The organism is Macrococcus capreoli (genome assembly GCF_025628935.1).
Lineage (GTDB): Bacteria > Bacillota > Bacilli > Staphylococcales > Staphylococcaceae > Macrococcoides > Macrococcoides capreoli.
On sequence record NZ_JAOTIS010000006.1, the window covers coordinates 30,005 to 46,566 of the forward strand.

At 33.6% G+C, this 16,562-nt stretch carries 11 protein-coding genes; all 11 read right to left on the bottom strand.

Translation table 11 applies throughout. From position 1 onward, the window contains the following. Positions 1 to 8: 8 nt before the first annotated feature. Positions 9 to 356, bottom strand: a complete 348-nt coding sequence (locus OCL94_RS05760) for a hypothetical protein (protein WP_262995484.1) — start codon at positions 354 to 356, stop codon at positions 9 to 11. After that, positions 349 to 7,749: a phage tail spike protein gene (locus tag OCL94_RS05765; protein WP_262995486.1), complete on the bottom strand. Its 7,401-nt coding sequence runs from the start codon at positions 7,747 to 7,749 to the stop codon at positions 349 to 351. Before OCL94_RS05765 ends, OCL94_RS05760 begins: the two co-directional genes overlap by 8 nt. A gap of 11 nt (positions 7,750 to 7,760) precedes the next feature. Beyond that, positions 7,761 to 9,299, bottom strand: coding sequence for a phage tail family protein (locus OCL94_RS05770; RefSeq protein WP_262995487.1), 1,539 nt, complete (start codon positions 9,297 to 9,299; stop codon positions 7,761 to 7,763). 52 nt (positions 9,300 to 9,351) lie between these two features. Then, positions 9,352 to 13,602: a peptidoglycan DD-metalloendopeptidase family protein gene (locus OCL94_RS05775; protein WP_262995489.1), complete on the bottom strand. Its 4,251-nt coding sequence runs from the start codon at positions 13,600 to 13,602 to the stop codon at positions 9,352 to 9,354. Between the two features lie 265 nt (positions 13,603 to 13,867). After that, positions 13,868 to 14,203, bottom strand: coding sequence for a phage tail assembly chaperone G (gpG, locus tag OCL94_RS05780; RefSeq protein ID WP_262995492.1), 336 nt, complete (start codon positions 14,201 to 14,203; stop codon positions 13,868 to 13,870). Between the two features lie 58 nt (positions 14,204 to 14,261). Next, entirely contained in the window at positions 14,262 to 14,849 is a 588-nt protein-coding gene (locus OCL94_RS05785; protein ID WP_262995494.1) for a major tail protein, read from the bottom strand. A 21-nt stretch (positions 14,850 to 14,870) separates the two neighbouring features. Continuing rightward, positions 14,871 to 15,260, bottom strand: coding sequence for a tail completion protein gp17 (gp17, locus tag OCL94_RS05790; protein WP_262995496.1), 390 nt, complete (start codon positions 15,258 to 15,260; stop codon positions 14,871 to 14,873). Further along, the gene (locus OCL94_RS05795) at positions 15,257 to 15,652 is read right to left on the bottom strand and encodes an HK97-gp10 family putative phage morphogenesis protein (RefSeq protein WP_262995498.1); all 396 of its coding nucleotides are present in this window, start codon (positions 15,650 to 15,652) and stop codon (positions 15,257 to 15,259) included. Before OCL94_RS05795 ends, gp17 begins: the two co-directional genes overlap by 4 nt. Before the next feature lie 3 nt (positions 15,653 to 15,655). Beyond that, on the bottom strand, positions 15,656 to 15,961 hold the full coding sequence (locus OCL94_RS05800) for a head-tail adaptor protein (protein ID WP_262995500.1): 306 nt from the start codon (positions 15,959 to 15,961) through the stop codon (positions 15,656 to 15,658). A 22-nt stretch (positions 15,962 to 15,983) separates the two neighbouring features. Then, complete coding sequence (locus tag OCL94_RS05805) at positions 15,984 to 16,286, bottom strand: head-tail connector protein (protein ID WP_262995502.1); 303 nt, start codon at positions 16,284 to 16,286, stop codon at positions 15,984 to 15,986. Between the two features lie 2 nt (positions 16,287 to 16,288). Further along, positions 16,289 to 16,558, bottom strand: a complete 270-nt coding sequence (locus OCL94_RS05810; protein WP_262995504.1) for a hypothetical protein — start codon at positions 16,556 to 16,558, stop codon at positions 16,289 to 16,291. Positions 16,559 to 16,562: the final 4 nt, after the last annotated feature.

Below are 16,562 nucleotides of genomic sequence, written 5' to 3' on the forward strand. Positions count from 1 at the left end.
TTCAATTATTATAAAAGAGTTTCCAATAGCTCAACTATTGCACCCTCTAATGTCTCCACTTTTTTCTTTAATTCTGCAATTTCTTCATCTTTCGATAATTCTGTATTTATAAACTCACTATTATCTTTTTTATCTGATAATAAGTCAGAAATATCTTGTCCTTCATTTATTGAAACTGAATCATCGAAAAAGGCAATATTAAAAATACTGCCTTTCATTTCAAATACACCTGAATCTAATATGTTAACTGAATAATCTTTTAATCCAAATTCATCTTTCTTTTCGGAATAATCAATTACATTTTCTAATAACATAGCAACTATATTATTTTCGTTATAAAATGCTAATTTAGGCATATGTCACCTCCACTTTTAGCGTTGGATGCATCGCCATGTAGTCATATGGACTTGTGCTATCTGTATTAACAGCGAAACCCTTCCAACTAGATAATTTTATTAAAGAAGCAAATTCAGTTGTTACATCTACCCATTTAAATTCACCAAATGCCAATCCAATAACTTTAGAATTTGAAGATGTAGTTGGCGCTGATGATGGTTTTGAAGCATAACTATGCATACGTATATTAGCATTTCTTGTACCAGTGTAACCCTGCATGTTAACTGATGATCGTCCAACATAGATACGTACTTTTTTAATTGTCTTACCATTAAACTGGTCGAATTGACTACCAAAAAACCAGAATCCAAGACGCTCACCATAAGGAGACCACACCCCCTGGATTGGATATGTTGGCATAAACGTTCCGCCCCAACCAACACCTTGATAATTCACATAATAATGACCAGATGATGTACTAGTCAGTGTTACTGTTTTCGTAACTGGTGGTGTTGCAACTGTTTCTGTTGCTGCGGTTGATAAGTTAGTCACTCCACTAGTATTGATGAACGAACCAGAGAACACACTTGTAACAGCATTAGCTTTTGCTTTTACGTTATTACATTCAACTTGCGATGCATATGCTGAAACAATTCCGAAATCAGTCGCATATAAATCCACATCTCTTAAATAAGCGTTAGAACCCGTTAAGCAATCAACGCCACGTAACACGTTAGTTGTCTTACCGGCACGCCATTCGAAGTAACTATTTCTATTAACTGATACACCAAATGCATCACCAGATCCATTAATACTTACATCAGATGCATTTACAGATGAACTATCGATTGTAATACCATGTTGTCCTTTGTCAGGTTCAATTAATAATTTCTGAACATAACAATCAATTGTATTACCGCTAAACACAAAAGACGCAGAACTTCTAACTTTTACAGTTGCAGCAACACCATTAGTATCACACGAAGCAAAAATTATTTTACCTTTCCCTAAGAAACCTTTAACTTCAATTCTTTCGCCACTGTCTAATTCTCTTAGATAGATATAGCAAGTTCCGTTGTAAACCATAGGAATCTTAGACAACGCCATTTCAGCCGTAGCAAATGCAGTACTTAACGTTAATCCATCATTTTCGTTACTGCCTGTTCCAGATACATAGAAAGTCATATTCTCACTTGATTGAGTTACAATATCTTCATTTTCAATTTTTTCAACTTTTAATAATCCGATTGACAATTCAGACGCAGTAGCTTGTTCAGTATCAAGTCCAAAAAACACTTTATCGTTTTTATCTTTGATTTCGATTTTGCCGTTTTTATCAGTACCACCAATTCTTAAATCACTTACCCTCACTTTGCCATCCTGCATATAAACATCTCCGATTAAATTAATAGCACTTGATTTTAAAGTGATATTAGATCCAATCGTTGCACTTGAAATACTACCGTCAACATTATGTGTAATCGTTGCACCGTCTACCGCATTCATAACAAAGTCTGTGATTGCTTTTGATAACGTTTGATTTGCTTTGTTAAATTCTTCCTTTGTAGCACGCGACGTGATATTTTTACCATCTTGTCCAATGTATGTTTCAGTAGTTATTAATCTTTGATCTATATCGTATGGCGCTGGTTGCCAATCAGTCACAACATTACCCTTTTCAAGCTGAATTTGACTAATTACACTACTGTATGCAGTTTGTGAACTTGGCGTATTATACACTGACAAGGTAATATTATTATCACCGCTCATTGTACTTGCTGGACAAATAAATGTAGCTGTCCACAATCCACGTTTACTATCGAATGTTAAATCAGCTGCTTTTGTAGAAGATGTATTACGCCATATACCAAACTGACCGCCTGCTAAATTACCTTTTATTGAGATAGTATATTCTTGGCCAACTATCCAAGGCTCCGTTAATTCGTATCTATATACTAAATAAGCACTTGATGAATGCGGTATATCACTTAATTTTATTAAGTTTTTTCCACCAACATTGATATTATTTATCGCTTGTTGACTTGTCTTTTGCACAATTGCATCATCACATATTTTAAATTGTGATTGCAGTTCTCCAACCTTACCTTTATACGTATTCAATAACGTATCTATTGTTGATTTTTCGCTTGCTGTTATTTTTCCATCTGAAATATAACTTACTAATGTATCTCGTAATGCTTTGTGTGCATCATTAAATGCGAGTTTAGTATTAAAAAGGTTTGTTTTTTCAGTTGTAGAATTTAATATTGGATGATTATACAGCGATGTAAAGATATTACTTAAATCTTGATAATCTTGATCTATTCTTGCTAAATGTGTATTTAAAGCTTTTGCTTCTGCTTCTTGTATAATTCCATCTTTAAATGTCTTTGAAATCTCTGAACTTAAATTACCAAAATTATTTATAGCTTGATTGATTTCATTTGTAATATCTTCTGGAGCTTGTTGATAACTACTAATCTTATTACCTTCAACTAACATGATGTCTGAAAATTCCATGTTGGCATATTGAATTGTTCCTGTTGATGTGTCTTTATGATAACCGGAGTATATTAATACTGTTGTGTCATCAGCAAAAGTTGATGGTGTTTTAAATGTATTTTTAACATTGATTACATCTCCAACTTTCATAGCATTATAATCAGTTGTCGATAAATTACCAAAGTAAACATCATTTAACGTACTTGCTGAGTATAAATAAATAGCGCCATAAACACTTGAACCTGTAGGATACGTTGGTTTACTTAATAATTTTACTTTGTAATTCATTGTATATTCAGTATCTGGTTTTAACTTGTTTAATATCCAATTCTTATCCAATAATTGTACTGACCAGCCAGTATGAGTTAATACTTTTGTTGTTCCAACTAACGTTGCTGTTGTCTTAATAGATGCGCTGTCTATTAAGTTTCTTGTACCAATAACCATGGCGTTAACCGCTTCAGAACTTCTCGATTTTGCCTGATTATCTGATATGTCATTCATACATTGTTGAATATGTGTATTAATATTAGATAATGCCGTATTATACGCAGACATTTTTGTATTGATTGTAGTTTTTTCGGCCGCATCTATTTTTTTATCGGCAATAATTGTTGTAATAGTAGTTTGTAAATCAGTATAAGCATTGTCATATGACGTCTTTAGTGTTGTTAATGTAGTTTTTAATGAAGCAGATAAAAATGTATTTGCTTTTAAATCATTTACATTTGTTGTGTTATCTAGTTTATCTTTATCAATTTCGTTTAAATTTGATTTTAATGCAACATACTCTGCATCAGTTAATATTCCATCTTTAAATGATTTCGATATTTCTGTAGATAAGTTAGCAAAATTTGTAATTGAATTTTCAATTTCTGAGAAAATATCTTCTGGCGCTGGTTGCCACTCGCTCGGCTTTGTTGCCCTTTCTAACATAATTTTTAAGTCATTCTTAGTTTTACCCGTTAAAATATTGCTACGATATGATACTCTAAAGTATTTAATTCTATCATCATCGTGAATAGTAAATTTATTACCTCCACTTTTATTACTTCCACCAATATCTAAAAAAGATTTATTCATATCATAGTAAATTAATTGAGAAGTTGATATTGATGATAAATACGTTTCGTTTTTATTACACGATACAAATCCGCTTGTTAAAGATCCTGTTTCAGGATTTAACAAACCTGATGACCAAATCAAAACTTTATTTTCAACCGCTTCATTAAGAATTAAAAGATTACGGCCGCTAATAATGATATTGTCAACTTTACCAGTACTTATTGCATCTGTTGCTTCTTCTAATCTTTGTGCTAGTGTTGCTAGTGTTGTTTTGTAATTAGTGAAGTTTGTTGATACTGCACTACTTTCGCTTGCTGTTGCTTTGCCGTCTGCAATCGCTGTAGTAATTGATGACATCAATGCTGTATAAGCACTATCATATGATGTTTTTGCGCTTGATAAGTTTGTTTTCTGACTTGTGTTATTAAGAATCACATTATTGTATACAGATGTATATTGACTATCTAAATTAGCTTTTTGTGATTCTAAAGATAACTTTTGTTGTTGTATCGCTTTTGCTTCTGATTCAGTAATAACGCCATCTCTAAATGTACCTTCAACAGTATCTTTATACTCATTCAAATTAGATTGAACGCCATTAATAGCATTTGTAATATCCTCAGGAGCAGGAGACCACGCTGTAGGTTTTGTAGCTTCTTCAACCTTAATATTGTCGTATGTTAACTTCGCATCAGCAATGTTTGTATAAAAAAGTAAATGTGATGGCGTCATATCTTTACCTATTAAGTTCACATAAACCCTTTGTTTAATTCCTGCCTTTAGCGCAATCGGTACAGATGTATACGTTGTATTAGATATATATTTTGTGACAGTACAATCTCTATCTGCTGTTAAATCAACACCCAGAACATAGCTTTTATTAATTTCAAATTTAGGAATTGACATTGCACCTATTAGAGGCAAATAAACACTAATTGCTTTACCTGCGTCCGGCGTTACTGTCCAAGATTTATCTGAATTTTGAACAGATAATCCCGTTCCAACGTTATTAGGGTTAGCTTTTCTGTTTTTACTGTCAATTAATAGATTACGACCACCAATTGTTACATTCGAAACAGCTGCATCAGCATAGTCTTTAGCATCTTTAATACCACTTGTATAAGTTGTCAATGTGACTCTATCACTAATATCATTAGATAATTGTCTTCGTTCTGAGTCAGCAGTATCAAGCCTATCAACAATACCGTCTTTATCTGCTGAATAATCAGACTTTGATACTTTTTGATTGATTTCATCATTTAATTGATTGATTGCACTAGTAGCATTGTGTGCTTCTGTTGAAACAGGCGATAATTTATCATCAAGTAATGTATTTGTCTCAGTTTTTGAATAGTATGACTTAAATTTTTCTTGGGTAGCTGAAATACCACCCTCAGTAGTTGAAACACGTAATGTTAAATTATCTATTGTGTCTAATGTATCTTCTAATGCTGGTTGATAAGATGTTGATTTGTTCCCTTCGACAAGCATCGGATTAAATATATACAAATTGTTAGCCGTATTGTTACGTGGCAATCCTAAATATATTTTATTTACCTTCTTGCCACTTGCTGCATCTATTTTAGAAGTGAATTCAACTTTTTGCCATGAAGTCCCCACAACTGGCATATGTCTAACAACACCTCCATCAGTCGCATCTTGAGATAAGAATATTCCATTCAAAGTTTGTGTTACATCTGATTTCATATAAGCAGTAAATGTGTATTCTTTTGCACTATCTAATGTGAACGCTAAAGGTATTAAAGTAATAGAATATGCAGCACTATCTGTTGAAGCCGTTGTTATACCTTGTTTGTATACTGATCGTCCTAATTCATCTTGAACAATGCTAGCAGTACCCACATGTTTACTATATAACGTACTCCACTTAGATATATCACCTTTTGAAAAATCTGATTGTAATATTAAATTTCTACTTCCCACAGACGTATTATTAATGCTTGTCTCAATCGTTGAAAATTGTCTTGTAAATTCTTCTTTCGTGTCGATAATCTTAGCATTTACAGATTTATTAATAGCCTCAACTAATGTTGCATCTTTATCATTAGCATACTTTTGTAAGTCAATAATAACTTGATTAATTTGTGCTTGCGTTGGAATATTTGCAGTTAATTGCCCAGTTTTTGAATCATAAGTACCATTAATTGTACTTGCTACTTTAGTCATAGCATCAGTAAATTTTTGTTCTGTATATTGCGACTGTAATAATTTAATTTTGTCGATTATTGATTGATTCGCTTTATTATATTGAACGTTAATTTCTTTTGATTTATTTCTAAAGTCATTGATAGCTGATAAGAATTGACTTAATTCAGTCATCGTTGCGTTATCTACAGTTAATGCATCATCATGCGCTTTCATAGTTGAATATGATAATTTGAAGTTATCAAATGCATTTTTTAAACTGTCTTTAGCTAACGTATCTGTTAGATACTCATTTGCTAATGCATTTGTTACTATGTTATAAATTCGGTCATATTCTAACGTTAACTGATTATAGATTTCATGATAGTTGCTATAGATCGCTTTCTCTTTTTTGATACCACCGATTTTTTCGGCGTCGTCTGGCGTCTTATTATCCCAACCACCATTTTTAAATTCTCTTAACACAACAGCTTCAGGATTGTTTGTGTCGTACCAAAGTTTGCCGTCCTCAACTACATCAGGTGGTGTTGTCCCCGTATGAATTTTATTCTTCTCAATAATCGTATTCAGATTAAACACGTTATCATTTAACTTTGTACTTAATTGAGATTTAATAGAATTAAAGTAACTTCTTAAATCAGATTCGCTAAATCTTTTAATTGATCCTAAAGTGAAAGTTTTTGAAAAATCATCAAATATATCACGTTGCACACTTTTAACTGTCGCTTCCATATAAAAATGTGGTGTATAAGTGACGTCTCTAACACGTATTCTGTCTCCAAAATTCGCCTGAACACCTAATTGATTATTTACTTCGATTGCTTCAACTTCATATTCGACTAATGCATTGATTTTATTCTTCAATACCTTTTTACCATATGACTCTAATGAAGATATTGTTTGTACACCATCAACATTAATAATATCCCAAGAATATTTCCCATTATTTCCCCATCGTAATCTAGCATCAGGATCATATACTTTAGTAACAATAGATTTATCTTTAGCATCTTTACCAGTCACTAATAAAGCAGTAACTAATTCACGTGTATCAACTTTATGTTTAATTGAAACAACGTCTTTACCTCTTACTAACTCTTTACCAGTGAATTCACTTAAATCATCAGATTCTCTCATATGAACATAACGACCTGTAATCTTATTTCCACTCGTTGTGATTGTAGAATCAAATTGTAATCCTGATAATTCTTCAATTTTTAATAATAGATCGTAAGGGCGTGTGTATTCTTCTGTCTTTAAATCGATGAAACCAGCAAATTCAATATCACCAACTTCGTATTCAGTGATACTCAAAGCATATACAACAGCATCATGTACAGTCATATTGATTTTGTTTATCGGTGGCAACGGTTCGCTATTTCTAGCTAAATCATCAAGCCATGCAGCATCACACTGAATAAATACTTCATGTTCACTAGTTTCTTTATGTTTAATTACAAATTCGCGATAATCACCATTCGTTGTATCAGGAATGATAATTCTATTTTGATTTTCAAAGTCATCAACATACGAATATTGAACTGTAAAATCAAACGTTTCTGAGTGATCATCACGATTTCTAGTATGAACGTTGTTTAAAATCACATGCTTTTTAGAGTTATTCGTATAATAACCCTCTATTTTCTCAGAACTTCTATTTAATACGTGAATTCCTGTCATTGTATGCCTCCCTAATAATCAATACTTTGCCATTTCACTGTTACATCAAATGCATCTGACGGATAAATAAATAACTCATGTTGTCCGTGAGGTAAACCGAAGTAGTTAGATCCAAAATCCTTATGTTTTGTTGCGTCCGATTTGTTCAGTAACATCGATTGATTGTAGTTATCAATAATTATCTTGTCACCTTCATCAATCAAAATATCCACATCATTACCTGTATTTGAAACGATTTCTCTTGTTTGAATATCGAATGCCCCGGCTTTAAATTTATCCATTTCTACCATGTTGGGGTTTCCCCAATCAAAGCGAGCAATATAAATACTTGCAACTCGTATCGGTTGTTGATATTGCTGATAAATATCTCTATAAGTACGAGAGAATTTGTTTTGTACGATTTCACGTGTTCTACCGTATTTTGCAATATCTTTTCTAGTTTTCATTTTTACTGTCTTGATGGTATTAATTGAAAATGTCCAGCTTCGACCGTGTCGACGTATTGAACAGTAAGCATAATCATCAAGATAGTTGTCCCATTTAGGTATATACTTAATGATTGTTTGAACTTCTCCTACTTCGTCCCATAACTTTGCAATTACAGTTAAATCATTCTTTTGATAACTTGGGTCTACTAAACCTATTGCAGCAACTAATCGACCATTCTCATCCCACAAATGCGTAAATACTTTTCCTGTACCAAATTTATTAACATTGATATTATCTTCATAAATTTTAATAGTAAATTTATGTTCAAAGTCTTGTACTGTCCTTGATAATGCCCTTTTTAATCCTGTGCCTATCCAAGAATTTGGCGCCGTTGGATATTTATGATCACGTACAAAAAAACCACCTGATGTAGCCATTGCGTACGCACCAATCATTCCGCCTGTTTCATTATCTCCAAAAGTCATACCAGAAGGCCCTATATAATCCCAACCTGTTAAATTGTATAAACTATCTTTTAAAACTGTAGGAGATAATTTTTTTATATTTTTATTTGCGCTTGGAGGTTCGCCTAACATGATATAATCATCATCATCTTTAGTTACCATCAAATGTGTCGTATCTTTTAATGCTGTCGCTTCAATCACTGGATAAGTATCTACCGCACCTTTATTATCTATAGCAACTTGACCAGCAATAGCAGTGTTTGAATATTCGGTCAGAGAATATTTGAATGGTGATAGTAATTTTATTTTTAATGTAAATGAATAAAAAGGCTGAGTATCTAACTGAAAATTAAAATCACCGTATATATAACCCATCCAATACCAATCTTCATTTTCTATGTGAATAGAAGCTTCTGAATCGTGATGAAAAAAATTAATTAATAAATCCGAAACATCTTTAGACTTTAATTTATCCACGTTCTGAAATGTCATCGGTATATCAACATCTAAAGTGTTGACTTTTTTTCCATTAAATACTGCTCCTGCTCTTGCAGATACTTCTGTACTTTTAATTTCAATCGGATATGATGGAATTGAAAAATTATCACCAATATATAAATGATGCAACATTTTCTCATTAACAATTAATGTTCTCATTTCGTACTCCTCACTTTATAAAAAATAAGAAGAGTGAAATGATCACTCTTCTTTATATTGCAGTTCTAGGTTGGAAAGTACGTTTTCTTGCTTTCATTTCATCATGATATTCATGAGTTACTTTAGCAATTTCACGACCATTAGCCTCAACTACTGTATATCTATCATTTTGAATCGCTTTTGTTTGTTCTTTTAATTCTCTTATTTGCTCATCTTGTTTACTAATCATTTTCATCATTAACTTTATTAATTCTGATTCGCCTTGATTGTCGTTTTTCAATGATACATTAGGTATCTTATTACCTAAGTCTTTTCCGCCGCGTTCTTTCGGCATAATTTTCATAGCTGTATAAGCTAATAACTTCATAGCATCGTTGTGACGTGATGGTTTTGTTGGAATGATTATCTCTTCCCAACCCTCTTCAGCAAGCGATGCAATTTGTGGATGTGTCGCAATTCCACCTGTTTTATATGCGTAATTAGCAGCTCTATTAAATGCACCATGTAGCCCCATTGAGCCATAACGATTCATAATATATCTCATTGCTGAAATTGCTTGGTCTAAAGGGCTATTAAAGTTACTATGTCCTGGCAAAGCATTCGCTCTAAACGTACTTCCAATAATCTGAAATAGTCCTCGTGATGGATCACCGTTTTGAGCATTCACATCCCAATTATTAACTACGTTAGGATTATAATTTGATTCTCTCCATGCTAATTTCATCATTGCATCCGTTACAAATGAATTATTAAATTGACCACCTAAAATAGATTGCGCTTTTTTAATAACACTTCTTGTATATGCTGCACCGCTTCCTTGAGGATAATTAGATCCACCGGAAGCTTTTAATTTACCACTTGCTTTAAGTTGTTTTAACCACGGCTCAGGGTCGACATCTCGACCATTTACACGACGCCCAAAATGTAAATGAGGCCCCGTACTAAATCCTGTATTACCAGTCAGACCGACAATATCTCCAGCTTTAACATGAGTTCCGTCTTTTGGTGATCTACTAAAGTCTTTTAAATGTGCAAATATTAATTCTACTGCACCTGCTACGACTTTAACCCAGTTACCATAACCACCAGACATAAATGACTGACGTCGTAATGTTCCTGACATCGGAGTACCAACTTCTTGATATACAAAAGGAAAATCGACACCCTCATGAAATGGTCTACCTGTAGCCGCAGTATATGCCGCAGTATGTCCAAAATGATAGTTAATTAAGGCAGGATCTAAAACGCCGCCGATGCCATCGCCACCACTATTTTCTTCAAAAGTTTTAGTAATGAAGCTTAAAACGGCTTCTTTAATTTTATTAAATCCACCTTTTGCGAAATCTAAAGCGAAGTTAGATAAATTACCGAAACCCGTCTTTTTAAGGACGCCAGCAATCATTTTTTCAACGAATTCACCTGGTTCGCTTAGCCATTCCATAACGTCACCAATACCATTGATGATAGATTTACCTAAATCTCCAAAGAATCCGCCTGCTCCAGTACCTGTTGAGAATCGAAGTGGTCTAGTACCTAATAAATGTTCAGTTTGTTTGTTTGAATATACAATTGTTCCAGCTGGCGCTGGCAACGTTGTTTCATTTTCGAATAAGTGCATTTTTCCATTTGGAAATTGCACTAACTCGCGTTTTCCTATGCCATTTCCAACACCAAAATCACCGACAGTGATTAGACTGTCTTGCGCTAATGCTCCATTCTTAGTACCTTTACTAAATTTAGGTGGTGTCCACTCACCTATCTTTTTATCAACACCTAGTTTACTCATGACTGTGTTGATACCACCGATTGTACCGTTAACTACACCACCAAGTTTACCAATCATAGAACTACCTAAGTTTCTAACACCTTGAACTGCTTTATCTTTACCGTTCGATATTGCATTACCTAATTTTGACGGCAGCTGTCTTGCACCATCAACCATATTACCGAATGAGTCAGCTACTTTCTTTTTCATTCCGTCCATTAAGTTGAAAAGCCCATCTTTCATTCGTCTTAATCCGTTTAAAGCTCTGTCTTTCATTCTTGAAATCATATTTGGTACAAATTCATAGATTGCCCGAAATACTTCTTTTGTTTTAGTCCAAATATTATTGAATGTGGAACGGAAATTTGCAAATAAATTAGATAAAATTCTGACGATAGATTTCCACATGTTTGTTAGTACTGATGTACTCGTTCTATGTAGTTTCGACCATGTTTCTGTTACAAATTTATAAATAGATGAGGCTGATTTAGTAAAGATACCTTTGATTCCATTCCATAATGTAGGGAAAATTCTAGTAAAACCTTTAGCAAAAGCTAAACCACCTTTAATGATTCGACCAAAGAACATTAAATTGATACCATGCCAAATAATTTCAATAATACCTTTAGTAATTCGCCATAATCCCTGAAACAATTTACGCCAGTTACCTGTAAATAAGGCACTGAATACTTGAATGATGCCTGTAATTACATTGATTGCGCCTTTAATAACGCCAACAATTGCCTTAAATGTTCCAACTACTACCTCTTTTAAAATAACAAAAGCAACTTTTAAGGTAACACTAAATAGTTTGCCTAAAATACTTAAAATAGGTCGTACAACAGCCATCATATTTTTTAGCGCCTGTACTATCATTTTTCCGTTTTGATTCCAAAAGGTGCTTAATTCTCGACCTATATCTTTAAATACCTTTCCTACTGCTTTAGACATGTTTGTAAAAGTTGATTTAATGACGTTTACAGTTGTTTTAATCCCACTGACTAAAGTAGGAGAAAAGAATTTATTAAGAGTTAATGTTCCACCCTTATTATTTCCCTGGAATAACTGAAACACGCCTTTAATAGTTCCTTTTATCGCGTTAAAAGCTCGACCGACACCAGCCATTGCACCATTAACGATATTTCTAAATGTTTCAGATTTTTTATAAGCGATTGTGAAGCCAACGCCCAAAGCTGTTAATGCTGCAACAGCAATTAATATTGGAGCGCCTAAAGTTGATAGTGCTCCTAAACCTGTCGCAATACCACCAACAGCCATTAATACAATCGGAGCAATCGCAACAAATCCGACAAATCCCAATGTTAATTTCTTTCCTAAATCAGACATACCAACAAACTTATTAGCAACATCTTTACCTAAATTAGCTAATGATTTTAACGCCTGTACTGCCATTGGTAAGATAGGTTTACCGATTTCAGCTAAAAAGTCTTTAAAGGCAGTCTTAACGTTACTTGTTTGAGTAGCTAATGTATCAGATTCGCGACTTGCTTGCCCTAATGCACCAGATAATTTATTTCCGTCCTCAACCATTTTTAATAATGTTAATTGTTTTTGCTCTTCAGATAATTTTTGAAATGATTTGCCGTACAACTCGTTCGCTTTTGCGTTTCGAGTTGTTTCTGTAGAAGAAATACCTAAAGCCGCATCATTTTCGTAGTTACCTTTTAAGTAAGATTGTAAGTTTTCTGTTACTTCACTTATTGATCTATCATAAAAGGCAGCACTATCTGCCGCGGCCAATGTTGCTCTTGACGTTAAATCTAAAGCACCTTTTGTGTCTACACCTGTTGTTTTAGCAAATGCAGCCATTTGTACATAACTATCTTTTAATGTGTTAGGCATTAGCCCTGTTGTTTTAGAAATATTATTAAGACTTTTAGTAGCTTCATCTTCTAAATTGCCGAATACTTGTTTAAATTGTGAAGATGTCGCTTCTGATTCTGCCGCTGCATCTAGCGCAACAGTTCCCAATCCAATTATAGGAGCAGAAACTGACATAGATAAATTTTTACCTAAATCAGTCATCTTTGAGCCAAAACCTTTTAATTTTTCGCCTGTTTCTTTTATTTTTGCTTCTAATTTACCGAAAGATGTTTCAAGTCGTCTATTATTTTCAATCATTTGATTCTGTTCATCTTGTGCTTTAGATAAAGCACTTGATAAATCATTTAGACTAGCTTTTTCTTTCAACAACTGAGCTCTCTTGCTTTCCATCGCTCTAATTTGTTGTTGTGATGCGCCCTGTTTCTCCGCTTCTATACGCGCTTTTTCATACGCTTCTTCTAAACTTTTAACTATTTTTTCTTGTGCCTGGAACTTCTTTCCTAGTCCCTCTGTCCTTGTCGCTAATATGTCGTATTCTGAGCCTGTTCGCTTTACTGCCGACATATTCGCTTGAAATTCTGCATTAACAGACTTCATAAGAGCTCTCATGTTAGTTGTACTCTGTCTAAGTTTAGAATCGTCTAGGTTGACTTCAATAGCCATATTTCCTAATGGCGTACTACCTATAGGCATATTTTTACCCCCTTTCTACGCGAAAAAAGGGGAAACCCTATGTTTCCCCCTTTTTATAAAGCGTCAAAATTATCTTCTATGTTTTCTTCGACTTCACTTTGTTCAATCTTTGAAAGTATTCTGTACTGTGATTCCATCAAGTCAAAAATATCCGACTCGTATAATTCATTTAAATTCATGTGTTTTCCGTCATCACGCGATTGCATAAAATCAATGAATTCAGTAAAATACTCTAATTGTTTTTTATAGGAAAAAGATTCACTTGTTATTTGTTCTTCTCGCTCAAAAAATCTTTTGTTGTATTAGTTACTTCTTTTTGTCCAAAAATTGATTGAAGCTGATCCATTAATGTTTCGAATAAAACAGGTGCATCAATGCCGTCAATCATTTCATCTTTAGTAAATTGATCGTTGTAAGAACTTGCCACAACGTCAGCCAACTCGTCAATTAGTGCAATGTCCGGTGTAGTACCTTCAGGTAGTTCTTCAAATGCTTTACCAATTTTTAAAGCTCGCATAGCTAAAGATCCCTTTGTGAAAATTGAAGTGAATTCTTTTTCTGTACCTTTTTCAGCATCTGTTACTAATGTTATTTTTCTCATTTATATTTTCCTCCTAATATGTAAATAAAAAGAGCGAAGTTCATACTCCGCCCTAAAATTAGATTGCTGCAACTTTGAATACTTTTGCGTCAAACTTCGCTTTATCAAATCCTTGTGCATCTGAATGCACTTTTGTTTTATAGAATCCGTCAAAAATACGATCTAAAACAGTACCTTCTAATTTGTATGATTGCGCTTTTGCTTTATCTTCTCGTGTTTCAGCGTTGTCATCAACTAATGCAAATGATACTTTGGCTAAACCTAATAAAGCATATGAACCATCGTTATATGTTAATTCTGCCGATACTGCAAATTCCGGAGAAATATCCTCACTTGTGTAAGTGATTAAACCAGTTGTTGCGTCTTTATTAGCGCCCTGAATTGCTAAATCCAGTTCTTCAGGTAATGCAGCTAATTCGATTGATAATTTACCACCACTCTTTGAATTAAGTGTGCCAATCGCTTTATTTGATGCATAAACTTTATCAGAACTTGACTCAGGATTGACCCCAAACTTTTGAAGTAAATCCTCTGCGACTGTGATAAGTGGCTCGATCGTTAAAACATCTTTATTGTCTGCTGTAATCTTTGCTACACGTAAATTACGTACACCAGTTACAAATTTATGTTGTTTAGCTTGTGCCATATTTATTAGCTCCTTTTTAATTTAAATTATTATAATGCCTTGATAGCGTCTACCATCTCGTAACATTTCAGTATCTTCGTCATCTGTGAAAATACTTGTAGATTGTTGAAAATATTCTTTTCTCATAATGTCCTGAATGATTTGTCCGATAACAAACGGATCACCATCTTCTTGCTTTTGCCATACGTCAATTTGAAATTCTGCGAAATAACTGATTTGATTATTTGATGAGTATTCATAAGGCACCCAATTAATTTGAGTTATTCTGATTACTGGAGATTGTTCCCGATTTTCTTCCGGTATTCGTCTCAGCCATATATTTTCAATAGGCACTAATTGAGTGAGTGAATCACTTTCAGCTAATGCCTGATAAACTTCTTCTAAAATGTTTCGTGTAAATAATTCACTCACTTTAATGCCCCTTTCAATTCATCCATTATTACTTTTCTGACTTCGCTTTTTGTTTCCTGCATCGTCTTACTCATAAATCCTTGCGGTGATTGATTAATTGTTCCGAATTCAACAACGTGAACCCTGTGTTTTATGCCTTTAGGATAACCAATCGCAATATACTCTCCACCCGTTTCACCATCAATACGCACATTTGATTTAACTACATGCTCTTTCATGTGTATATCATGTTTGTCGCTTCTTGGCGTATTCTTTTCAAGTTGCTTTTCAACTACTTCGCCAGCACGTTTTAAAGCGTTTTTCTTGGCGCGTTTGATATTTACACCAACCGCTTCCAATCTATCTAAAATTGCTTCAGTACCTTTTATTTCAACTCCGGATTGATTAACCATGAGCTATCCAATCCTTTCGGCGATAATAGTCATAAAACGCTGCTCATAGAAATCAGGTAATATTTGAATGATTTTATATACGGTATCTAAATAACGCACTGTACACTTGTTTGTATCAATATCAAATGGTACTTGTCTTGTAACCATTCGTATTTGATGTTGTGTATTATTGCTTACTGCCGTATGGAAATCTTTTGCCCACACAGTATCAAAAAAGGCGTACAGATCACAGACTTTTTTAACAGTCTTTTTCTGTACACCTCCGACATTACTCACTGTCGTTTGTTCTATAGTGATAAGTTTGTTCATCTTGTTAAAATCAAAATTCATATCAATCACCCACAAAACGTCTATATTCAATTTTCAACTTCATTATGGCGCTTTTAGCACCGTAAATCATGTGATACTGTGGTTTATCAGTTATTTCTTTTCTATTTTCATAAAAATGAGACACTAACAAAACTACCGCTCTATTGTATGTCTCATTCTCATCGAAAAATGTTTCATTTCTTGTGGCGCTTGTTGAGACTGTATTTTTTACTTCTTCTTCTGCCCATTTGATGTACATTTCTAAAAGTTCATCATCATAGTCTAAAGTAATTCTAAGATGTTTCTTAATAGTCTTTAAATCCACGACTATTCACCCACTTTAGTTACTTCCTCTTTCACTTCAACTTCTTCTTCAGGTGCTTCTTCTTTTGTTTCAGCTGCTTTCTTAGTTGCTACTTTCTTAGTTGCTGCCTTTTTAGTAGTAGCTTTTACTTCTTCTACTAATGGATAAGAGCCTTCATATTCTAATAATTCTTTTGCACGCTCATTTGATACTTCAAAAACTTCATCTGACGGCTTACGTTCAATGTTTTCTTTTAAGTCATACCAAAAACTTAAGTTTCTTAATTTAATCATAATA